The following is a 21689-nucleotide window of genomic DNA, read 5'->3' on the forward strand; positions in this document are numbered from 1 at the left end:
CCCAGCCCCCGGCGCGGCCTGGTCTCTGCGCCGGGGCTGGGAGGATCGGGCGCATGATGCCCCAGCAGGTCCCGACCGTGTCCGCCGCCGAGGTGCCCGAGGACGCCGTGCTCCTCGACGTCCGCGAGGACGGCGAGTGGGTGGCAGGGCACGCCGAGGGCGCCACGCACATCCCGATGGGCGACGTCCCGGCCCGGCTCGACGAGGTCCCCGACGGCGACCCGGTCTACGTCGTCTGCCGCAGCGGCGGACGCTCGGCGCGGGTCGCCGCGTGGCTCAACCTCAACGGCTACGACGCGGTGAACGTCGGCGGCGGCATGGGGGAGTGGGAGGCGGCGGGCCGGCCCCTGGTGAGCGAGACCGGCCGGCCGCCCTTCGTCCGCTAGGACCCCGACTCAGGACCTGGGCGCGTACTCCGCGAAACGGGTGCGCAGGTCCTTCTTCGAGAACTTGCCGACGCTGGTCTTGGGCACCTCGTCGATGAACTCGACGGCGTCGGGCATCCACCACTTGGCCACCAGCGGCTTCAGGTGCTCGAGGATCTCCTCCTCGGTCGCCTCCTCGCCGTCCTTGAGGACGACGCACGCCAGCGGCCGCTCGTCCCACTTCGGGTGCGGGATGCCGACGACCGCGGCCTCCTTGACCTTCGGGTGGCTCATGATCGCGTTCTCGAGGTCGACCGAGCTGATCCACTCGCCGCCGGACTTGATGAGGTCCTTGGTGCGGTCGGCGATGCGGATGGAGCCGAAAGGGTCCATCGCCGCGACGTCGCCGGTGCGCATCCAGCCGTCGTCGGTGGTCAGGACGACGCCGGCGTCGGGGTTGTAGTAGTCCTTCGCGCACCACGGGCCGCGGACCTGCAGCTCGCCGGTGGCCTTGTCGTCCCACGGCTGCGGCTCGAGGGTCTCGGCGTCGACGATGCGCGCCTCGACACCGAGGAACGGGATGCCGGCGCGGGCGCGCTGGGCCGCCTTGGTCTCGTCGTCGGCGTCGGCGTACCGCTTGGGCAGGACCCCGGAGGAGGCGACCGGGTGGGTCTCGGTCATGCCCCAGGCCTGCAGGATCGGCAGCCCGACCTGCTCGCGGTAGGCCTCCGACAGCGCCTTGGGCACCGCGGAGCCGCCGCAGCCGATGTCGCGCAGCTTGTGCGGCTTGCCGGCCAGGTGCGGCAGCACGCCCTGCCAGATGGTGGGGACGCCGGCGGTGAAGGTGACGCCCTCCTCGACGATGAGCTTCGCCAGCGCCTCGGGCTGCATCATCGGCCCGGGCATGACCAGCGAGGCGCCGGCGGCCGGGGCGGCCTGGGCGATGCCCCAGGCGTTGGCGTGGAACATCGGCACGACCGGCATGGCGACGTCCTGGATGCCGAGGCCGAAGGCGTTCGGCTGCATCACGCCCATCGTGTGCAGGAACGTCGAGCGGTGGCTGTAGACGACGCCCTTGGGGTTGCCGGTGGTGCCGGACGTGTAGCACATCGAGGCGGCGCGGTTCTCGTCCTCGACGCGGAAGTCGACCGGCTGCGCCTCGGCCAGCAGCGTCTCGTAGTCCAGGACGCGCGGGTCGTCGGGGATCTCGTTGTCGCCGCCGTCGTCCATGACGACGACGTGCCTGACCGTCTTCATCGTGTCGACCAGCGGCCAGAACAGCGGCAGGACGGTGCGGTCGACGAAGACCACCTCGTCCTCGGCGTGGTTGGCGATGTAGGTCAGCTGCTCGGGGAACAGCCGGATGTTGAGGGTGTGCAGCACCCGCCCGGTGGCCGGCGCGGCGAAGTACAGCTCCAGGTGCCGCTGGCTGTTCCAGCCGAAGGTGCCGACCCGGCCGTCCTCGCTGACGCCGAGGGTGTCGAGGACCCCGCCCAGCCGGCGGGTCCGATCGGCCCACTCGGCGTAGGTGCTGCGCACCGGTCCGGTCGGGCTGCCGGTGACGATCGTCCCGTCGCCGTAGTGCTGCTCGACGTGCCGGAAGATCGCGTCGATCGTGAGAGGGAAGTCCTGCATGAGGCCGCGCATGGCGGCATCGTGCCAGTGACCGCGCTCACGATCCACAGGTGCCGGCCGGTCAGCCGAACGCGGCGGTCACACCCTCGACCAGCGCGGGGAGGACGTCGGCCGCGGGGGCCGTCGCCCGCTCGTCGGTGGAGACCACCAGGAACCAGACCCCGCCCTCGAGCCGCGTGTCGGGCACGACGAGCGTGTAGCTGGTCGTGCCCGACGACTCGCACCGCAGCAGCAGAGCACCTCCGGGCGCGGAGGGCACGTCGGCCCGCGGGCACGGTGCGACGCCCTGGCCGGGGCCCTGCCGCGCGTCCCGGGCGTACTCCTCCACGGTGGTCCCGTCGGCGAGGAAGCCGACGCTGACCACGGTGTCGTGGTCGACGGTGTCGTACACCAGGGGCACGGGGACCCAGGTGCACCCGGCGGGCCCGTTGGGCAGCGTCCCGGCCCAGTAGCTCATCTCCCGGCCGGTGACCTCACCGAGCCGGGCGGACAGGACCGGGCAGGTGGACAGGTCGTCCTCGAGGTCGTCGCCGGGGTACGGCCTGCCGTCCGGCAGCCACCGGTCCCACTCCGCCGGAGAGCCCAGCGTGACCGGGCCGCCGAGCTCCGAGACGACGGCGTCGAGCTCGGGCTGTGCGGCCGCCTGGGCGGCAGCGGCCTCGGCCGCCCACTGCGCCGACCGGGACGCCGCTGCCGCGCGCGCGGCCGCCTCGGCCGCCTCACGAGCGGCGACCTCGGCCTCACGGTCCGGGGTGGAGGTCGGAGTGGGTGCCGGTGTGCGGTCCGCACCGGCGACCTCGCCGGAGCCACGTGCGGGCCCGCCCACCGCGGCGGGGACGGCGACCACGACGGCGGCGACGGCCGCGGTCGCGGCGGTCAGCACGACCCGGGTCCTCCGGCGCTGCCGGTACCGGGCGATGGCCGCCGGCGCCGACACGGTGTCGTCAGGGCCGGTCAGGTCCTCGGCGACGGCGCCCAGCCGGGCGCGCAGGTGGGACTCGACGTCGGTCACGAGGACCTCCTCGACACGGGTGCCGCGGTGGGGGTGGTCAGGCCGGCGGGGGCGAGCAGCGTCCGGAGGACGGCGAGCCCGCGGGTGACGTGGTTGTTGACGGTGCTGGTCGAGCACCGCATGAGCCGGGCGGTGTCGGCCTCGCTGAGGTCCTCGTAGTAGCGGAGGACGACAGCGGTGCGGACCCGCGGCGACAGGTGCAGCAGCGCGGCTCGCAGCTCGTCGGTCTGGGCGTACGCGGCCTGCAGGTCGCGGCCGTCGGAGCGGTCGGGCAGCGACTCGACCACCTGCTCGCCACTGCTCAGCAGCCGCCGCCAGCTGAGGTGGCTGTTGACGACGACCCGGCGTACGTAGGCCGTCGGGTCGTCGGTCTCCCGCACCCGCGCCCAGCGGGCGTAGGTGCGCGCCAGTGCCGTCTGCAGCAGGTCCTCGCCGCGGTGCCGGTCGCCGGTGAGCAGGCAGGCGGTGCGCAGCAGCGCCGGGCCGGCGTCCCTGACGAACGCGGTGAACTCCGCGTCCTGCTCTGCTGCCACCGGTCCTCCTCGCCGCTCCGTCCCACCCTGGAGACGCATCGGCAGGGCCGGCCCGCCCCAGTCGCATCCGGTCACGATCCGGTCACGGCCCGGTCACCGCGGAGGACGCCGCTCCAGCTCCCTCAGGGCGTCGGTGCCGACCCAGCGGGCGCCGGGGCCGCCCGACCGCAGCTCCCGTGCCGTCGCGACGGCGCGGCCGTGCAGGCCGGGGCTGCGCTTGCCGACCTGCCGCAGCGCCCAGCTCGCGCCCTTGCGGACGATCGGCCGGTCGTCGTCGGCCCGCTCGGCGACCGCGCGCAGGAACGGCTCGAACCGGTCGTCGTCCGCGCCCTTGTCCGCCACCGCCAGCCCGGCCATGACGGCGAACCCGGCGCGCTTGACGAACTCCTCCGGCCGCCCGCTCCACGCCAGCGCCCGGTCCCAGGCGAACGGGGTGTGCCGCACGAGGTTCTGGCAGACCTGGTCGCACAGGTCCCAGGAGTCGAACCCGGCCGCCCACGCGTCGAGCTGCGCGGCGTCCACCGCGGCCGGCTCCTCGACCATGCCGGCCAGGATCCGGGCCTCGTGGACGCCGGAGCCCCACAGCCCGGCGGCCAGCGCGTGGTCGCGGCCCAGCTCCCTCGCCAGCGTGCGCAGCTCGGCGACCGTGATGCCGAGGGTCTGCGCGCCGCCGACGCCGTGACGGGCCATGCCGGCCAGCCGCGACGGGTCGGCCAGCTCCCGGAGCCGGCCGAGCACCTCCGCGGTCGCGGCCACTACCGGGTCAGGACGACGGGCAGCTCGGCCAGGCCGCGGATGACGAACTCCGGACGGCGCCGCGCCGGGCGGGCGAGCTGCAGGTCGCTGGTGCGCCCCAGCAGCGCGCCGAAGGAGGCCTGCAGCTCCACGCGGGCCAGTGGCGCCCCGATGCAGAAGTGCACACCCGCGCCGAAGGAGATGTGCGGGTTGTCGCTGCGGCCGACGTCGAGGGTGTCGGGGGCGGCGAAGACGGCGGGGTCGCGGTTGGCGGCACCCAGCAGCGCGGCGACCTTCTCCCCCTCCCGCACGGTGACGCCGCCGACCTCGACGTCGGCGGTCGCGGTGCGCTCGAACAGCTGCAGCGGCGAGTCGAACCGCATGAGCTCCTCGACCGCCGTCGGCAGGAGCGTCGGGTCGGTCCGCAGCCGCGCCAGCTGGTCGGGGTGCTCGAGCAGCGCGAGCAGGCCGTTGCCGCTGACGTTGACCGTCGCCTCGTGGCCGGCGTTGAGCAGCAGGATGCACGTGGTGACCAGCTCGTCCTCGGTGAGCCGGTCGCCGTCGGCGTCGCGCACGGTGACCAGGTGCGACAGCAGGTCCTCGCCGGGGGCGCGGCGGCGCTCGGTGGCCAGGTCGCGCAGGTAGGCGACGAACTCCGCGGCGGCGCGCTCGGCGGCGTCCTCGACCGCCGCGGTCCGGCCGTACTCGTACATCTTCACGATCGCGTTGGACCAGGGGCGCAGCAGCGGCCGGTCCGCCTCCGGGACGCCGAGCAGCTCCGCGATGACCGCGACCGGCAGCTCCTCGGCCATCCCCGAGAGGACGTCGACGGGCTCGCTGCCGCCGGAGCGCTCCACCAGCCCGTCGACCAGCTCGCCGGCCAGGTGCTCGACCCACGGGCGCAGCCGCTCGACGTGCCCGCGGGCGAAGGCCGCGCTGACCAGCCGGCGCAGCCGGGTGTGGTCGGGCGGCTCCATCTCGAGGACGGCGTTGCGGTGGATGAGGTTGAACTGCCCGAACCGCTCCTCCGGCTCCCGGTCCCGCCAGATCCGGCCCAGCCGCCGGTCCCGCAGGACGGCGTTGCTCTCGGCGTGGGTGAACGCCAGCCACAGCCGCAGGCCCTCGTGCCACTGGACCGGGGCGACGGCGCGGGCGGCGGCGAAGGCGGGGTAGGGGTCGGCGACGACGGCCGGGTCGGTGAGGTCGAGCGGTGCCGCCAGGGAGGTCACGACGCCGAAGCCTATGGCCCGCGGGACCCCGTCCCGGCCCCACATACCCTGGGCCGCATGGCCCGTTCCGCGACCCGCCGCCGTTCCGCGCCCGCCGCCGTCGAGGGTGGGATCAACCCGAAGGCCCCGTGCCCGTGCGGCTCGGGCCGCCGGTACAAGCACTGCCACGGCTCGGGCTACGCACCCCCGGTGACCCGCCCCTTCGAGGGCCTGCCCGGCGAGCCGGACTGGGTGGCGCTGCGCGAGCTGGTGCCCGCCGCCACGGCGCCGCTGAGGACCACCGACGGCCGCGACGTGACCCTCGCCAGCGTGCTGCCCGGCGGTGCGCCGGCGCTGGTCCGCAGCAACGGCGAGATCCTGCTCGGCGTCCAGCTGCAGGCCTCCTCCGACGACGTCAGCAGGGACATCGGCACCGCGCTCGCCGCCGCGCTGGACTCGCCGGCCGGCGCGCCGGTCGACCCGGGCTCGATCGGCGCGGCCGGCTCGGCCGGGCCGCGGCTGCAGGAACTGCTCGACCCCACCGTCCCGCTCGAGGTCACCGTGCACCCCGACTTCGGCTTCTGGCTGGAGGGCACCGACCCGAACCCCGCCGCGCAGGCCGGGCTGGAGCGGGCCAACGAGGCGGTGCTGCCGACCGAGCGGCTGGAGGGCCTGGGGGCCGCCTACTGGGTGCGGCCGGGCAACGAGCGGGCGCACCTGCGCTGGGTGCGGCCCGAGGCCGAGGAGCCGCTGCTCGACGCGCTGGCCCGGCTCTCGGCGTCCGAGCAGCTGCTGCTGGGCGAGGGGACCCGGTACGCCGGCGCCTTCCGCGCGCACGGGCTCGTCGTCCCGGTGTGGGACCTGCCGGCCGACACCCCCGCGCAGGAGTGGGCCGGCCCCGCGGCCGAGTTCGCCACCCGCCTGGAGCAGGCGCTGACGGTGACCGATCCGCTGACCGCCGACGAGCGCCGCGCCCGCGCCGGCCTGCTCTCCCGCCAGATCACGCTCCGGTAGGGCCTCCTCCCGCCGCCGCTCGTGCTCTGCCCACTTCCGGGGGCAGAGCACGAGCGCGCTCAGAGGTGCGTGATGAGGTGCCGGAAGAAGACCGCGCCCCGGTGCAGGGCGGCGACGCTGATCCGCTCGTCGGCGGCGTGCAGCGCGTCGAGCTCGCCGCGGGACAGGTCGAAGGGCATGAACCGGTAGACGCTGTCGCTGATCTGCGCGAAGTGCCGGGCGTCGCTGGCCTGCACCATCAGGTACGGCGCGACGGCGGCCCCCGGGTACACCGCCCGCACCGCGGCCCCGAGCGCCGCGTAGGCCTCGGTGTCGGTCCGCGAGACCGGTGAGGGGTCGCTGCCCGACAGCACCCGGACCTCGACGCGGTCGTCGGCGACCACCCGGCGCAGCCGCTCGACCGTCGACTGCACGGTCTCGCCCAGCGCGATCCGGACGTTCAGGTGTGCCCGCGCCCGGGTGGCCAGCACGTTGCGCGCGCTGCTGCCCTCGAGCTCGGTCACCGCCACCGTCGTCCGCACCAGCGCGTTGGCCTCGCGGCTCGCCCGGGCCAGCGCCGTCGCGAGCAGCGGCCGCAGCGGGCGGGCGTGCGCGAACAGCGCGCGGTGGGCGCCGGGGGCGTGGCGGCCCGCGGCGTCGACCATCGCCAGCACGACGTCGTGCAGCCGGGCCGGGAACGGCGCGGCGTCCAGCCGGAGGATCGCGCGGGCCAGGCGGGCCGGGGCACCGCCCGACGTCGGCGAGGACGCGTGCCCGCCGGGGTCGGTGGTGACCAGCTCGCAGTCGAGCAGCCCCTTCTCGGCCAGCCCGACGACGGCGATCTGCCCCGGCACGCCCGGGAAGACGCCGGTCACCACGGCACCGCCCTCGTCGACCACCGCCCACGGCCGGATGCCCCGCCCGCGGAACACGGCCACCGCCTCCTGGGCGCCGACGCCGAGGACCTCCTCGTCGTTGCCGGAGAAGACGTACACGTCGCGTGCCGGGGTGTGTCCCCCGGCGGCCAGGGACTCGACCGCCTCGAGGACCGCCACCAGCGAGCCCTTGTCGTCGACGGCGCCCCGGCCGTGCACCCAGCCGTCCTCGACCGCGCCGGAGAACGGGTCGCGGGACCAGTCCTGGCCGGTCACCGGGACGACGTCGTGGTGGGCCATGAGCACCAGCGGCGGTGCGTCGGTGCCGCTGCGCCAGCGGTACAGCAGCGACCCGCCGGGCAGCAGCTCGCGCTCGAGCGCCCGGTGCGTGTGCGGGTAGAGCTCGGCCAGGCGCTCGCGGAACCGCTCGAACGCCGCGGCGTCGGCCTGCCCGGGGTCGCGCGAGGAGACGGTGGGGACGCGGATCAGCTCGGCCAGCCGGGCCGCGGCGGCGTCGGGGTCCAGACCCGAGGCGTCCGCCGGCTCGACCGGCGCGGGGACCGGCCGGAAGCGGGCGACCCGCCGCGCGGCCGCGGCGCCGGCGGCGGCCGCGGCACCGAGCAGGAGCGGGGCGGTCCTCACGCGACCTCCCGCACGCCCACGGCCTCGGGCCGGTCGGAGAAGGCCAGGCGCGGCACGAAGACCAGCGACAGCGCGGCCAGCCACGCCGTCACCCCGCAGACCACCCAGACCGTGACGTAGCCCGACAGCGACCCGGCGGTGCCCTCGGACCCGTCGGCGGCGGCCGGCGCGCCGGCGGCCAGGGCGACGGCGAAGACGGCGGAGGCGAAGCTGCCGCCGAGCACCTTGGTCGTGTTGGTCAACCCGGTCGCGACGCCGGTGCGACCGGCGGGCGCCGCTGCCGCCGCGGCCGCGGGCAGCGCCGCCACCAGCGCCCCCGAGCCGAGGCCGGCGACCACCATCGCCCCGAGGACCTGCGGCAGCGTGGCGTGCAGCGGGACCAGCAGCAGGTAGCCCAGGCCGGTGAGCGTGGCGGCGCCGATCAGCGTGACCCTGGGCGTGGTGGCCGCGGAGACCCGGGAGAACGAGCTCGCGCCGACCAGCATCGAGACGACGTAGCCGCCGATGACGATCGACACCTGGCTGGTCGACAGGCCCAGGCCGTAGCCGTAGGTGTCGGGGTCGGTGCGGGCGAACGTCGACAGCGGCCCCTGCGCGCCGAGCACGCTCACCCCGAACAGCCCGGCGGTGAGCTGCACCGGCCACGTGCTGGGGGAGCGCAGCACGCGGAAGTCGACCAGCGGGTCCGCGCGGCGCAGCTCGTACCGGACGAACGGCACGACCAGCAGCACGCCGGCCGCGGTCACCAGCCACGGCCACACCTCGCCGGCGCCGTTGACCCGGACGAAGCTCAGCCCGCCCGTGATCACCAGCAGCACCACGCTGAGCAGGGCGACCCCGGGGACGTCGACGTCGCCGGCCCGCCGGTCGGTGCTCTCGGGCACGCGGGTGAGCACGACGACGCAGACGCCGGCCACCAGCAGGCCCGGCAGCAGCAGCACCAGCCAGAACCGCCCGGCGAGCGCGTCGCCGACCTGCCCGCCGCCGAGCGCGCCCACGATCGCGCCGGCCTGGAGCGCGGCGACGACCAGCCCCGTCGCCCGGCGGGTGCGGGCGGCCGCGTCGGCCTGCCCGCGCGACCGCGAGTGGATGAGCGCCACCTGCAGCGGCAGCCAGGCGGCGTAGACGCCCTGCACCGCCCAGGCCACCAGGAAGACGCCGAAGTCCTGCGCGAACGCCAGCACGACGGTGGCCGCCGCGACCACCGCCGCCGAGGTCCACAGCATCCGGCGGTGGCCGTGGAGGTCGCCCAGCTTGGCCAGCACCGGGACCGCGATCGCGGACGTCATCAGCTGGGCGGCCTCGAGCCAGTTCACGTCGGCGTCGTGGATGCCCAGGTGGCGGGCGACGTCGGTGAGCAGCGGGACGTAGTAGCCCTGCAGCACCCCGCTGGTGAACTCGACGAAGACGAGCCAGCCGACCAGCCCCCCGCCGAGCCCCGCGATGCGGCCGCCGCGCCGCCGCGTCTGCGTGCCGGTCACGCCCTGCTGCCCCTCACGGCGGGTCCTCCCGTCCGGACCTCCGGGGAGGAGACCCGGTACGGCACCGTACGGACCTCGCGGCCGGTCCGGGAGGGGTCACAGCGGATCGCGCCACACGGGACACGACATGCACCGCGGCCCCCCGCGTCCGCTGCCGAGCTCCGAGCCCGCGATCCGCACCACCTCGATGCCGGCGGCCTCGAGTGCGGCGTTGGTGACGGTGTTGCGCTCGTAGGCCACCGCCAGCCGCGGGGCCAGCGCGAGGGTGTTGTTGCCGTCGTCCCACTGCTCGCGCTCGGCGGTGACCGGGTCCAGGCCGGTGTCGATCACCCGCAGCCGGTCGATGCCCATCGCCTCGGCCGCGGCGACCACGAACGGCGCCGGGCCGCGGACGACGAGGTCGGTGGTGTCGGCGTCGTCGGGCGGGGTGTCGGCGGTGACCGTCCAGGCGACGAGGGTGTCCGCCACCGCGGGGTACATGACCATCGCGTCGACGTCGACCATCGTGGCGATGGTGTCCAGGTGCATGGTCGCCCGCTCCTGGGCTATCGGGACGACGAGCACCGTGTGCGCCAGCCCCCGCGCGAACACCCGGCGCGCGAGCCGCTCGGCGCCGCCCGGCGTCGTCCGCTCGCCCACACCCACGGCCACCACGCCGGGGGCCAGCAGCAGGACGTCGCCGCCCTCGAGGTGCTCGAGCGAGGAGTCGTAGAGCTGCTCGGCGCCGGCGAAGCGCGGGTGGTACGTGGCGATGGCGCGGAGGATCGTGCTCTCCCGGTGCCGGGCCGGCATCGCCAGCGACGTGACGGCGACCTGGTCGCCGACCCACACCGACGAGTCCCGGGTGAACAGCAGGTTGGGCAGCGGCGGGACGACGAAGTCGTGCCGGTCCATCAGCTCGTAGGCCAGGCCCCGCCCGCCGCGCAGCTCGTGGTGCGCCACGCCGGCCATGAGCGCGCCGGCGAGGTCGTCGGCCGCGAGGCCGGACAGGTGGCCGGCGGCCGTGCGCTGGAGGGTGGCGCCCAGGCGCGGGTCGTCGACGGCGGCGGCCACGAGCTCCTCGCGGGCCGTCGGGTGGTCCAGGACGTCGGTCAGCAGCCGGTCGAGGTGGAGCACCTCGACGCCGCGGTCGGTGAGGGCGGCGGCGAACGCGTCGTGCTCCTCCTGCGCGCGGGCCACCCACGGGACGCCGTCGAAGAGCAGCTGGTCGTTGTTGCGCGGCGTGAGCCGGCGCAGCTCGGCGCCCGGCCGGTGCAGGACCACCGTCCGCAGGGGGCCGACCTCGCTGGTCACGCCGAGGGGACTGGGGGCCGCGGTGGTCACGGGGGGAGAGGCTGGCACAGTGGCCCGGCCGGCGCACGGCACCGCCACAGGAGGAGGCACCGCGTGGACCTGTTCGACCTCACCGGGAAGGTCGCCGTCGTCACCGGCGGCACCCGCGGCATCGGCCTGATGATGGCGCGCGGCCTGCTGCAGGCCGGGGCGTCGGTCTACGTCAGCTCGCGCAAGCCCGAGGCAGGTGAGCAGGCGGTGGCGGAGCTGTCGGCGTTCGGGAGGGTGGAGTCGATCCCCGCCGACATCAGCACCGAGGCCGAGTGCGTCCGGCTGGCCGAGGAGGTCGGCCGCCGCGAGGAGCGCGTGCACGTGCTGGTCAACAACGCCGGCGCCACCTGGGGCGAGCCGCTCGAGACCTTCCCCGCCTCGGCGTGGGACAAGGTCCTCGACCTCAACGTCAAGGCGCCGTTCTTCCTGACCCGGGCGGTGCTGCCGCTGCTCGAGGCCGCGGCCACCGACGACGACCCGGCCCGCGTGGTCAACGTCGGCAGCATCGACGGGCTGCACGTGCCGGTCCTGCCGACCTACTCGTACTCCTCCAGCAAGGCCGCGGTGCACCAGCTCACCCGGCACCTGGCCAAGGAGCTGGGGCCCAGGCGGATCACCGTGAACGCCGTCGCGCCGGGGCCGTTCGAGTCGAAGATGATGGCCGCCACCCTGGCCGCCCGCGGCGACGAGATCGCCGCCAGCTCGCCGCTGGGCCGCATCGGCCGCCCCGACGACATGGCCGGCGTCGTCGTCTACCTGGCCAGCCGGGCCGGGGCGTACGTGACCGGCGCCGTCATCCCCGTCGACGGCGGCCGGGCCACCACCCTCTAACCGGTCGCCAGGTCCCGGCGGGCGAAGCCCGTGGAGCCGGCGACGAGCAGGACGGCGGCGACCCCGGTCAGCACGAGCACCGGCGCTGCGGTCCAGGGCTCCAGCGGCATCAGGGGCACCCAGCCGAACGGGGAGAGGCCACCGACCCAGCCCGGCCAGTCGAACGACCCGGCGAACAGGGTGAGGACGAGGGAGACGCCGACGGCGGTCCACGCCAGCGCGGTCGCCGCCCGGGGGAGCAGCCCGAACAGCGCCACCGCGGTGCCCGCGACCACCCAGACCGCCGGCACGTACGCCACGGCGGCACCCACCATCCGGCCCAGGGCGGCCGCCTCGCCGGTCTGCGCCACCCGCACGACGCCCGTGGTGAGACCGGATGCCGTCAGGGCCAGCCCCGAGCCCGCCAGGGCGACGGCGACGTGGCTGCCCAGCCACCGGGACCGGCTGGTGGCGGTCGCCAGCACCGGCTCGGCGCGCTGGCCGGACTCCTCGCCGCGGGCGCGCAGCACCGACGAGACCGCGTAGGCGCCGGCCAGCAGTGCCGTGACGCCGAACGTGGTGCCGAGGTAGGCGTCCACCAGCTCGCCGACGTCCGGGTCGCCGAAGACGGCCAGCGCCTGCTCGTTGCCGGCGACCAGCGTCTCGACGGACTCCGCGAGGGCGCCCTGCACCACCCCCAGCAGGGCCAGGCCCAGCGTCCACGCGACGAACGCCCCCCGCTGCAGGCGGACGGCGAGGCCGAGCGGCGAGCGCAGCGACCACGGGGCGTGCGCCGGGCCCGGCCGCGGCTGGACGAGGCCGGCGCCCAGGTCGCGGCGGTCGAGCAGGGCGAACCCGGCCAGGACCAGCGCCACGGCGACGACCGCGCACAGCACCAGCGGTGCGACGGCGTCGTCGGAGAACGGGTGGGTGGCCTGCGCCCAGCCGATCGGCGAGGTCCAGACCACCCAGCTGCCCTCGACGTCGCCGAGCGCACGGAGCACGAAGGACACCGCGAACAGCCCACCCACCAGGCCGTGGACCGCCCGGGTGTGTCCGGTCACCTGCACGGCCACGGCGGTGATCCCGGTGAACACCAGCCCGCACGCCCCGAACGAGGCGCCGAGGAACAGGGAGCCGACGGCCGGCAGTCCGGTCGCCGTGGCGGCGGTCCAGACGGCGACGGTGAGCACCGCACACGCCAGCGACGACAGGAGGACGGCGGCCAGCAGCGGTGCGTGCCGGCCGACGCGCGCCGACCGGACCAGCTCGGTCCGGCCGGCCTCCTCGTCCGCCCGGGTGTGCCGGGTGACGGTGGACGTCGCCATCAGCGCGGCGACCAGCATCACGGTCGCGGAGATCTCGAAGGCGACCGCCCCGGCCACCGTGCCGAGCCCCACGGGCGGGCCGGCCAGGGCGATCGTCGCCGCGTTGCTGCCCACGGATGCGCGGTAGGCGGCCAGGGCCTCGGCGGTGTCGTAGAGCGACTGGCTCGAGACCGACTGCAGCGCCACCAGGAACGTGCCGGCGGCGATCCACACCGGCAGCCGCACCCGGTCACGGCGCAGCGCGAACCGGAGGAGCGTGCCGGTGCCCGTGGTGGTCGACGGCCGGGTCCCGGTCACCGGCGGCACCGGCCGGGCGGGGGCCTCCGACAGCCGGGTGGTCACGACCGCACCGCCTCGGACCCGGAGGGGGCGCCGTTCTCCGCCAGCTCGTCGCCGTAGTGCCGCAGGAAGAGCTCCTCGAGCGTGGGCGGCGTGCTGGTCAGGGCCACGACACCGAGCGTGGTCAGGTACCTGAGGGTGCCGTCCAGCGCGTCGGTGTCGACGTCGAAGCGGACCCGGCCGTCCTCGTGCCGCAGGTCGTGGACGCCCGGCAGCGCCGCCAGGCCGCTCGCCGGGCGAGCGGTCTCGGCGACGACGGACGTGCGGGTCAGGTGCCGCAACTGGCCGAGGCTGCCGCTCTGCACCGTCCGGCCGTGCCGGATGATGCTGACCCGGTCGCACAGGGCCTCGGCCTCGGCCAGGATGTGGCTGGAGAGGAGCACCGTGCGGCCCTCGGCGCGGACCTCGCGGATGCACTCCTGGAACACCGCCTCCATGAGCGGGTCGAGTCCGGACGTCGGCTCGTCGAGCACCAGCAGGTCGGCGTCGGATGCCAGCGCGGCCACCAGGGCGACCTTCTGCCGGTTGCCCTTCGAGTACGTGCGGGCCTTCTTGCGCGGGTCGAGGTCGAACCGGTCGAGCAGCTCGGCGCGACGTCGCGGGTCGAGCCCGCCGCGCAGCCGCCCGATCAGGTCGATGGCCTCGCCGCCGGAGATGGTCGGCCACAGGGTCACGTCCCCGGGCACGTAGGCCAGGCGCCGGTGCAGGGCCACGGCGTCGCGCCAGGGGTCGCCGCCGAGCAGGCGGACCCGGCCGGCGTCGGGACGCAGCAGGCCGAGCAGCACCCGGAGGGTCGTGGACTTGCCGGACCCGTTCGGGCCGAGGAAGCCGTGCACCTCACCGGTGTCGACCTCGAGGTCGAGCCCGTCCAGGGCGCGCGTGGCGCCGAAGGTCTTGACCAGTCCCGCGATGGAGATCGCCGTCATGGCCGTGAACTTACAGACTTTTCACTATTTCGTGAACAGTATTGAGCGCCAGGAGGCCCAGTACGATGGGCGGCGTGGCGGTTGCGGACGACCTGGACGCCGAGCGGGCGACCCTCCTGCGGTTCGTGGAGCGGTTCGCGCTCGTGCTGCGCGAGTCGGGCATGCAGCCGATGCAGGCGCGGGTCATGGCCTACGCGCTCGCCGACGACGCCGACCGCTACACCGCCGCCGAGCTCGCGGAGGGCCTGCAGGTCAGCCCGGCGGCGATCAGCGGGGCCGTCCGGCAGCTGGTCCAGGTCGGCTTCCTGGTGCGCGAGCGTGAGCCCGGTACGCGCAGCGACCTGTACGTGCTGGACGACGCCAACCTCTGGACCCGTGCCGTCACGGCGGAGCTGCAGACGCTCCGGCGGTTCGAGGACGTCGCGGCGTCCGGCATCGAACTGCTCGGCGCCGACCGGCCCGGTGGCCGGCGGCTCGCCGAGACGCGCGACTTCCTGGCGTTCCTGCGCGAGGTCCTCGCCGACGCCGTCGCCCGCTGGCCCCGGGAACGGGAACGGCGGGGCGCCGGGCCGCACTAGGCGGGACGCTCCTCGACCGGTGGGTGCACGGCAGGGCGCGGCGTCGGGGGCTCGGAGCGCCGGCGCCGCGGCGGCCGGTGCGCCTGCTCGGCGGGCACCCGGGCCAGGTGGGACTCGGCCAGCGCCACCTGGTGCGGCGAGCCGACCCTCCGGCCCTGCTCGCGGGCGCCGGTCCACCAGTCGCGGGCGGCCACCGTGTCGCCGGTGCGCTCGGCGATCCGGCCCAGCAGCTCGTCGTAGGCGCCCAGGCTGAACGCCGGGGTGCCCAGCACCGCCTGCCGCCCGCGGAAGGGCAGCAGCTGCACGGTGGCCACGGTCAGCTCGGGCTCGTCGCCCAGGTGCAGCGCGGCCTCGGCCTGCAGCAGCACCGCGACGTCGCTGGCCCAGTCGCGGATCTGGGTGCGGCCCCAGCGGGCGCGCAGCCGCCGGGCCACCGCGAGGTCGCCGGACTCCGCGGCGGCCACCACGGCCATGAGCTGCAGCAGCGGGTTGCCCTCGTCGCCGGTCTCCACGAGCAGGTCGATCGCCTCGGGCAGCCGGTGGTCGCCGCGGCGCAGCGCGAACAGGTGCGCGGCGTAGGCGTGCCGCGAGTGGGGCGTCACCCGGCGGTAGAGCTCGTGCGCCTCGGTGGTCAGGTCCTCGGCGCGGGCGGCGTCCCCGGCCAGCCAGGCGGCGCCGGCCTGCTGCCACAGCACGTGCGGGCGCACCTCCGGGCCCGACAGCGAGAACGCCAGCCGCCGCCCGGCCTCCAGGTCGGCCTCGAAACCGGCGCGGTCGGTGAGGTGCAGCCGGATCGCCGCGCGGTGCAGCCGGGCGTAGAACTCGGTGCGCCGCGGCAGCCCGCGCCCGGCCAGGGCCAGCGCCTCGTCGGTCGCGGCCAGCCGCAGCTCGGCGGCACCGGGCCGGCCCCACACCGCGAGCGAGTAGTTGTTCAGCGTCCGGCCCAGCAGCTCCGGGTCGCCGACGCCGCGGGCCAGCGCCACCGCCCGCTCGGCGTACCGCACGCCGCGCTGCAGGTCCTCGCTGAAGGCCAGCTCGACGCCGAGGGTGCCCAGCAGCCGCGCGGTCAGCCGGTCCCGCTCGGCCTCGGTCGCGTCCGGGGCGATCTCGTCGCGGTGCTCGAGCAGGTCCTCCAGCAGGGCGACCATCTCGGCGTCGACGACGCCGTGCGGCCGCCAGTTCCACAGCGTGACCTCGCCCCAGACCGCGGCCGACTCCAGCTGGCAGCGCGGGTCGCCGAGCTCGCGGGCCAGCGCGATCGCCTCGCCGACCACCTGGTGGGCCTCGGTGCGCTCGCCGCTGCGCAGCAGGTCGTTGCCCAGCGCGGTGAGCAGGTCGTGCCGGGTGCGGACCGCGCCGGGCTGCGCCGGGTCGACCAGCCGCAGCGCGCGGCGGGTGTGCACCGCGGCCTCGCCGTCGGCCAGGCGGGCCCGGGCGTTGGCCGCCGCGGCGGTGGACCACCGCAGCCCGGCGGCGGGGCCGGCCACCGGCGCGGCCTCGACGAAGTGGTGCGCCAGCCGCTCGACCACGGCGTCGTCGGGGCGGCCGCCGGCCACCTGCCGCTCCAGCGCCTCGCCGAGCCGGGCGTGCAGGCGGGCCCGGCGCAGCGCGGGGAGGTCGTCGGCGAGGACCTCCTGCACCAGCGCGTGCGTGAACCGCCAGCTCCACGGCGTGCCGCCCTCGACGACCAGGCCCGCGGCGACCGCGGCGTCCAGGGCCGCCAGCGCGGCCTCGGCCGGCTCCCCGGCGGCCTCGAGCAGGTCGAGGGTGACCTCCCGGCCGGCGACGGCGGCGAGCTCGAGCACCGGGCGGGCGCCGGCGGGCAGCCGGGCCAGGCGGGTCCGCAGCACCTCGCCCACCGACGGCGGCACCGGCACCGCGTGCAGGTCGCGGCCGCCGCGCATCCAGCGGGACAGCTCGACGACGAAGAACGGGTTGCCCGCCGTGCGGTCGTGCACCGTGGCGGCCAGGCCCGGGTCGCCGGCAGAGCCCAGCTGCGCGGCCAGCAGCGAGCCGACGTCCTCGGCGTCCAGGCCCTGCAGGGTGATCGTGGTGGCGGCCGGCTCGCGGGCCAGCCGGGCCAGGCAGTCCGCGACCGCCTCGGGCAGGTCCTCCCCGACGCTGCGCACGGTCACGACGACCAGCAGCGGCACCCGCGGCAGGTGCCGGGCCAGCAGGGTCAGCAGCTGCACCGACGTGGTGTCGGCGCCCTGCAGGTCGTCGAGGACGACCATCGCCGGCCGCTGCCGGGCGGCGGCGGTGAGCCTGCCGCGCAGCTCCTGGAACAGCCGGAACCGGGCGGCGTCGGCGTCGTCGCCGTCGTCCCCGGCGGGCGCGGGCGGCTCCTGGCCCAGCTGCTCGAGCGCCTGCGTCCACGGCCACAGGGCCGGGGCGCCGGCGTCGTCGGCGCAGCGGCTCTCGGCGACCGCCCACCCCGCGGCCCGGGTGGTGTCCGCGACCGCCTCGGCCAGCCGGGTCTTGCCGATGCCGGCCTCGCCGGCCAGCACGACGACGGCGGGCCGCCCGGCGGCGACCTGCTCGGCGGCCGCCCGCAGCCGGGCCAGCTCGGCGCGGCGGCCGACCAGCGTCTCGTCGCCGGGGACCGCCAGCGCGGTGGGTGCCGGCGGCGGGACCACCGACAGCACCGGCCGGGGCACCCGTGAGGCGAGCTTGGGGTCCTGCCGGAGCACCGCCTGCTCGAGGTCGCGCAGCTCGGGGCCGGGGTCGATGCCCAGCTCGTCGCGCAGCAGCTCGGTGCAGCGGCGCAGCGCGTCCAGCGCGTCGGCCTGCCGGTCGGCGGCGTAGAGGGCGGTGACCAGCCGGGCCCACAGCCGCTCGCGCAGCGGGTGCTCGGCGACCAGGCGCTGCAGGTCGGCGACGGCGGCGTCGGCGCGGCCGACGGCCAGCAGCGCGTCGCACCGGCGCTCGCGGGCGCGCACGTGCAGCTCGGTGAGGCGCAGCCGGTCGGTGGCCGCGCCCGGCCCGTCGCCCAGCTCGGCCAGCGGCTCGCCCCGCCACAGCTCGAGCGCGCGGTCCAGCGCGGCGACCCCGCCGGCGGGGTCGCCGGCCTCGACGGCGCGGTCGCCCTCCTCGACCAGGCGGGCGAAGCGCAGGCTGTCGAGGTCCTCGGCGCCGACCTGCACCAGGTAGCCCGGCGCCCGGGTGAGCAGCACCGTCGGCGCCTCGCGCGGCCCGCGCTGGGGCTCGAGCACCCGGCGCAGGTGCGAGACGTAGGCCTGCAGGGTCCCGGTGACCGTGGGCGGCGGCTCGTCGCCCCACAGCGTGGTGACGATGCGGTCGATCGGGACCACCCGGCCGGCCTCGGCCAGCAGCAGGGTCAGCAGCGCGCGGGGCTTGGCCCCGCCGACGTCGACGGGGCGGTCGTCGGGACCGGTGACCTCGAGGGGACCGAGGACGCGGAACCGCACGATCGGGCATCGTGACAGGTCGCGCGCCGCCTGGGGAGGGGTTCGTGCGCCTCAAGTCGGGCGCAAGTGGCGGTCAAGGCGGGGTGGCCACGGTGGTCCCCGGCCATCCCCCCTGCCCCGAGGACCCGACATGAGCCTGACCGAGACCCCCGCCGCCGCCCCGCTCCCGCGCACACCGCTCGACGACGCCGTGCCCGCCGCCCTCGACCCCGCCGCCGTCGCGGAGCTGCGCGGCCGGGTGCACGGGCCGGTCTACGTCGCGGGCGACGACGGCATGGCGGCCGAGGTCGCGGCCTGGAACCTCGCCGTCACCCACACGCCCGCCGTCGCGGTGGGTGCCACCTGCGCCGCCGACGTCGCGGCCGCCGTCTCCTTCGCCGCCGCGCACGGCCTGCCGGTCGCCGTCCAGGCCACCGGCCACGGCCCGGTCCGCAACGCCGACGGCGCGCTGATGATCACCACCCGCCGCATGCAGGGCGTCGCCGTCGACCCGGCCCGCCGCACCGCGCGGGTCGAGGCGGGCGTCAAGTGGCAGAAGGTCGTCGCGGCCGCCGCCGAGCACGGGCTGGCCGGGCTGTGCGGCTCGTCGTCCGACGTCGGGGTGGTCGGCTACACCCTCGGCGGCGGGCTCGGGCCGCTGGGCCGCCGGCACGGGTTCGCCGCCGACGCCGTCGTGAGCGTGGAGATCGTCACCGCCGACGGCGTGCTGCGCACCGTCTGCGCCGAGACCGAGCCCGAGCTGTTCTGGGCGGTGCGCGGCGGCAAGGGCAACTTCGGTGTCGTCACCGCGCTGGAGTTCGAGCTGTTCCGCGTGCCGGCGCTGGTCGCCGGCGGGCTGTTCTTCGCCGGCAGGGACGCGGCCGCGGTGCTGCACGCCTACCGCGCCTGGGCGCCGACGCTGCCCGAGGAGGTCGGCACCTCGGTCGCCGTGCTGCGGCTGCCTCCGGTGGAGGAGCTGCCGCCGCCGCTGCGCGGGCAGACCGTCGTCCACCTGCGCTACGTCTACGCCGGCGAGGACCCCGAGCTCGGGACCGCGCTGGTGGCGCCGATGCAGGCCGCGGGGGAGGTGCTGCTCGGCGGCGTCGGGCCGATGCCGACCACGGCCCTGGACGCGGTGCACATGGACCCGACCGACCCGATGCCCGGCTGGGAGAAGGGGATGCTGCTCGCCGAGCTGACCGGGGAGACCGTGGACGCGTTCCTCGCCGCCGCCGGCCCCGACGTGCAGGTGCCGCTGGTCATGGCCGAGATCCGCCAGATGGGCGGTGCGCTCGCCCGCCCGGCGCGGGTGCCCGACGCCGTCCCGGGCCGTGGCGCCGCCTGGTCGGTGTTCGTGATCGGCCCGATGGTGCCGGAGCTGGCCGAGGTGGTGCCCGCGGTCGGCCGCGGCGTGCTCGCCGCGCTGGCGCCGTGGGCCGCGCCCGGCGGGATGGTCAACTTCCTCGGCGACGTCAGCGGTCCCGAGGAGGTCCTCGCCGCCTGGGACCCGGCCTCGGCCGAGCGGCTGCTGGCCGTCAAGCGGGCGGTCGACCCCGACGACGTCTTCTCCACCGGGTACGCGCTGCGGGGCCGGGGTGCCTGAGCAGCCGCCCCGCCCGCGGCCGCCGGCCTGGCTGCGGCGGCGGATGGGGATCCCGCCGGCCCTGCCCCCGCCGGGCTGGACCCCGCCGGAGACGAGCACGATCAGGTGAGCTGATCCTGCGGCGTCCTGGCTCACCCCCCACGGTGAGCCAGGACGCGCGGCGGTGAGCTCAGCTGATCATCCGCGGCGTCAGTCGGGCAGGAGGACCCCGGGGTTGCAGATGCCCTGGGGGTCCAGCCGGGCCTTGACCGCGCGCAGCACCTCGACGCCGAGCGGGCCGACCTCGCGCTCCAGCCAGGGGCGGTGGTCGGCACCGACGGCGTGGTGGTGGGTGAGCGTGCCGCCGGCGGCCAGCAGCGCCTCGGTCGCCGCCCGCTTGGCGGTCAGCCACTGCTGCAGCGGCAGGTCGTCGTCGCGGTCGGCGAGCACGGTGACGTACAGCGAGGCGCCCGTGGCGTAGCCGTGGGACACGTGCGTCATCAGCAGCGGCCGCTTGCCGGGCCGGCCCAGCGACCGCTGCAGCGCGGTGCGGACGGCGTCGTAGACGGCCGGCAGCGCGGTCCAGGTGGCCGCCGTCTCCAGCGTCTCGACCAGCAGGCCCGCGTCCATGAGCCGGTCGCGCAGGTAGGGGGCGGCGAACCGGTGCCGGCGCCACGACTCGCCCACCCGGCGGCCGACCCGCGCCGCGCCGTGCTCGCGCAGCACCGGGAGCACCGCCCGGCGGCGGGCCCGCACCACCTGCGGCAGGCCCTCCCAGCCGACGACGAGCAGGCAGCCCTCGCCGCGGCGGCGGGCCCGCAGGACGCCGCGCAGCAGCCGGGCGCCGGTGCCGCCGGCGTTGAGCAGGGTGGCGCGGGTCTCGTCGGGGTCGGAGAGGCGGACGACGTCGGGCAGCAGGTCGTGCCGCGCCAGCCGCTGCAGCCCGGCGAGCCCGTCGGCCCAGGTGCGGAACGACCAGCCCTCGTACAGCCGGGCCCGCGGCGCCGGGCGCACCCGCAGCCGCAGCCCGGTGATGATCCCGAGCGCGCCCTCCGAGCCCAGCGCCAGGCCGAGCAGGTCGGGTCCGGCCGCCGACGCCGGCGGGTGGCCGAGCTCCAGCACCCCCGACGGCGTGGCCAGGGTCAGGCCCGCGACGAGGTCGTCGAAGCGGCCGACGCCGGTGGAGGACTGCCCGGCCGAGCGGGTCGCCGCGTAGCCGCCGAGCGTGGCGTACTCCCAGCTCTGCGGCAGGTGGCCCAGCGTCAGCCCGTGGGCCCCGAGCGCCTCCTCCAGCGCCGGGCCGCGCATGCCGGGGCCGGCGGTGACCAGCGACGAGGCGACGTCGACGTCGGTCAGCGCCGCCATCCGGGACAGGTCGACCGACAGCGAGGGCCGGTCGTCGGGGTCCATCCCCGACAGCCCGCCGACGACGCTGGTGCCCCCGCCGAACGGGACGACGACGACCCCGTGCTCGGCGCACAGCGCCAGCAGCGCCGCGGTCTGCTCCGTGCTGCCGGGCAGGACGACGGCGTCGGGCGCGTCGGAGGCGTCGCCCTCCCGCCGGCGCAGCAGGTCCAGGTAGCTCTTGCCGCCGGCCCGGCGCAGCCGCGCCTCCCGGTCGGTGCGCACGTGGTCGGCGCCGAGGAGCGCGACCAGCGCGTCGTGGACGTCGGCCGGCAGCCGCGAGGGCGCCAGCCGGATGTCGGCGACGGCGACCGGCGGGGTCGGCCGCGGCTCCCAGCCCAGCTCCCCGGCCAGGTGGCGGCGCGCGGCCTTGGGCAGCGCGGTGGCGAGGTCGGGGTCGCGGGTGAGCTCGAGGGAGCCCTCCGCCGCGTCCCCCGGCTCGGCCACCGTGGCCACCCGGGAGCTGCCGGGCCCCCACCCCTGGACGGTCAGTTCCGGCTGCTCGGACACGGC

17 protein-coding genes are annotated in these 21689 nt (G+C 76.7%); 5 read left to right on the forward strand and 12 right to left on the reverse strand.

Going from position 1 to position 21689, the window contains the following annotated elements:
- Positions 1-53: 53 nt before the first annotated feature.
- Entirely contained in the window at positions 54-386 is a 333-nt protein-coding gene (locus ACI79Z_RS01760; protein WP_387990640.1) for a rhodanese-like domain-containing protein, read from the forward strand.
- A gap of 9 nt (positions 387-395) precedes the next feature.
- Here the strand turns inward: ACI79Z_RS01760 and ACI79Z_RS01765 are convergent, their stop codons facing one another.
- The 5 genes from ACI79Z_RS01765 to ACI79Z_RS01785 all read right to left on the reverse strand — a co-directional run bounded on the left by ACI79Z_RS01765 (position 396) and on the right by ACI79Z_RS01785 (position 5509).
- On the reverse strand, positions 396-2012 hold the full coding sequence (locus ACI79Z_RS01765) for a long-chain fatty acid--CoA ligase (RefSeq protein WP_456901488.1): 1617 nt from the start codon (positions 2010-2012) through the stop codon (positions 396-398).
- 49 nt (positions 2013-2061) lie between these two features.
- Entirely contained in the window at positions 2062-3012 is a 951-nt protein-coding gene (locus tag ACI79Z_RS01770; RefSeq protein ID WP_456901489.1) for a hypothetical protein, read from the reverse strand.
- On the reverse strand, positions 3009-3545 hold the full coding sequence (locus ACI79Z_RS01775; protein WP_456901490.1) for a SigE family RNA polymerase sigma factor: 537 nt from the start codon (positions 3543-3545) through the stop codon (positions 3009-3011). The genes ACI79Z_RS01770 and ACI79Z_RS01775 overlap by 4 nt, the downstream gene beginning before the upstream one ends.
- A gap of 93 nt (positions 3546-3638) precedes the next feature.
- Entirely contained in the window at positions 3639-4301 is a 663-nt protein-coding gene (locus ACI79Z_RS01780; RefSeq protein ID WP_456901491.1) for a DNA alkylation repair protein, read from the reverse strand.
- The gene (locus tag ACI79Z_RS01785; protein WP_456901492.1) at positions 4301-5509 is read right to left on the reverse strand and encodes a cytochrome P450; all 1209 of its coding nucleotides are present in this window, start codon (positions 5507-5509) and stop codon (positions 4301-4303) included. The genes ACI79Z_RS01780 and ACI79Z_RS01785 overlap by 1 nt, the downstream gene beginning before the upstream one ends.
- A gap of 57 nt (positions 5510-5566) precedes the next feature.
- Between ACI79Z_RS01785 and ACI79Z_RS01790 the strand changes: the two genes are divergently transcribed.
- Complete coding sequence (locus ACI79Z_RS01790; protein ID WP_456901493.1) at positions 5567-6502, forward strand: DUF5926 family protein; 936 nt, start codon at positions 5567-5569, stop codon at positions 6500-6502.
- Positions 6503-6561: 59 nt separating this feature from the next.
- Here the strand turns inward: ACI79Z_RS01790 and ACI79Z_RS01795 are convergent, their stop codons facing one another.
- From ACI79Z_RS01795 to ACI79Z_RS01805, 3 genes are all read right to left on the reverse strand, one after another.
- Positions 6562-7998, reverse strand: coding sequence for a M20/M25/M40 family metallo-hydrolase (locus ACI79Z_RS01795; protein ID WP_456901494.1), 1437 nt, complete (start codon positions 7996-7998; stop codon positions 6562-6564).
- Complete coding sequence (locus ACI79Z_RS01800) at positions 7995-9479, reverse strand: MFS transporter (RefSeq protein WP_387990622.1); 1485 nt, start codon at positions 9477-9479, stop codon at positions 7995-7997. The genes ACI79Z_RS01795 and ACI79Z_RS01800 overlap by 4 nt, the downstream gene beginning before the upstream one ends.
- Before the next feature lie 96 nt (positions 9480-9575).
- The gene (locus ACI79Z_RS01805; protein ID WP_387990619.1) at positions 9576-10802 is read right to left on the reverse strand and encodes an arginine deiminase; all 1227 of its coding nucleotides are present in this window, start codon (positions 10800-10802) and stop codon (positions 9576-9578) included.
- A 63-nt stretch (positions 10803-10865) separates the two neighbouring features.
- Between ACI79Z_RS01805 and ACI79Z_RS01810 the strand changes: the two genes are divergently transcribed.
- Entirely contained in the window at positions 10866-11633 is a 768-nt protein-coding gene (locus ACI79Z_RS01810; protein WP_387990616.1) for an SDR family oxidoreductase, read from the forward strand.
- Here ACI79Z_RS01810 and ACI79Z_RS01815 read toward each other — a convergent pair.
- Both ACI79Z_RS01815 and ACI79Z_RS01820 read right to left on the reverse strand, forming a co-directional pair.
- Positions 11630-13282: an ABC transporter permease gene (locus ACI79Z_RS01815; protein WP_456901495.1), complete on the reverse strand. Its 1653-nt coding sequence runs from the start codon at positions 13280-13282 to the stop codon at positions 11630-11632. The genes ACI79Z_RS01810 and ACI79Z_RS01815 overlap by 4 nt on opposite strands.
- Positions 13279-14205 carry an ATP-binding cassette domain-containing protein gene (locus tag ACI79Z_RS01820; RefSeq protein WP_456901496.1) on the reverse strand — a complete coding sequence of 309 codons (927 nt, stop codon included), beginning with the start codon at positions 14203-14205 and terminating at the stop codon, positions 13279-13281. Before ACI79Z_RS01820 ends, ACI79Z_RS01815 begins: the two co-directional genes overlap by 4 nt.
- 74 nt (positions 14206-14279) lie before the next feature.
- On the opposite strand from ACI79Z_RS01820, the gene ACI79Z_RS01825 reads away from it, so the two are divergent.
- The gene (locus ACI79Z_RS01825; RefSeq protein WP_456901497.1) at positions 14280-14783 is read left to right on the forward strand and encodes a GbsR/MarR family transcriptional regulator; all 504 of its coding nucleotides are present in this window, start codon (positions 14280-14282) and stop codon (positions 14781-14783) included.
- Here ACI79Z_RS01825 and ACI79Z_RS01830 read toward each other — a convergent pair.
- A complete protein-coding gene (locus ACI79Z_RS01830) occupies positions 14780-18211 on the reverse strand; it encodes a BTAD domain-containing putative transcriptional regulator (RefSeq protein WP_387990604.1) in 3432 nt (1143 codons plus the stop codon). The genes ACI79Z_RS01825 and ACI79Z_RS01830 overlap by 4 nt on opposite strands.
- A 130-nt stretch (positions 18212-18341) precedes the next feature.
- Between ACI79Z_RS01830 and ACI79Z_RS01835 the strand changes: the two genes are divergently transcribed.
- Entirely contained in the window at positions 18342-19793 is a 1452-nt protein-coding gene (locus ACI79Z_RS01835; protein WP_456901498.1) for an FAD-binding oxidoreductase, read from the forward strand.
- 189 nt (positions 19794-19982) lie between these two features.
- On the opposite strand, the gene ACI79Z_RS01840 is transcribed toward ACI79Z_RS01835, so the two are convergent.
- Positions 19983-21686 carry an FAD-binding oxidoreductase gene (locus ACI79Z_RS01840; RefSeq protein ID WP_456901499.1) on the reverse strand — a complete coding sequence of 568 codons (1704 nt, stop codon included), beginning with the start codon at positions 21684-21686 and terminating at the stop codon, positions 19983-19985.
- Between the last annotated feature and the right edge of the window lie 3 nt (positions 21687-21689).

The organism is Geodermatophilus sp. SYSU D00663 (assembly GCF_054050655.1).

Coding starts and splice junctions, on each gene's coding strand:
- ACI79Z_RS01820 (WP_456901496.1), bottom strand. CDS start 14,205: ATGACGGCGATCTCCATCGCGGGACTGGTCAAGACCTTCGGCGCCACG.
- ACI79Z_RS01835 (WP_456901498.1), top strand. CDS start 18,342: ATGAGCCTGACCGAGACCCCCGCCGCCGCCCCGCTCCCGCGCACACCG.
- ACI79Z_RS01790 (WP_456901493.1), top strand. CDS start 5,567: ATGGCCCGTTCCGCGACCCGCCGCCGTTCCGCGCCCGCCGCCGTCGAG.
- ACI79Z_RS01760 (WP_387990640.1), top strand. CDS start 54: ATGATGCCCCAGCAGGTCCCGACCGTGTCCGCCGCCGAGGTGCCCGAG.
- ACI79Z_RS01765 (WP_456901488.1), bottom strand. CDS start 2,012: ATGCGCGGCCTCATGCAGGACTTCCCTCTCACGATCGACGCGATCTTC.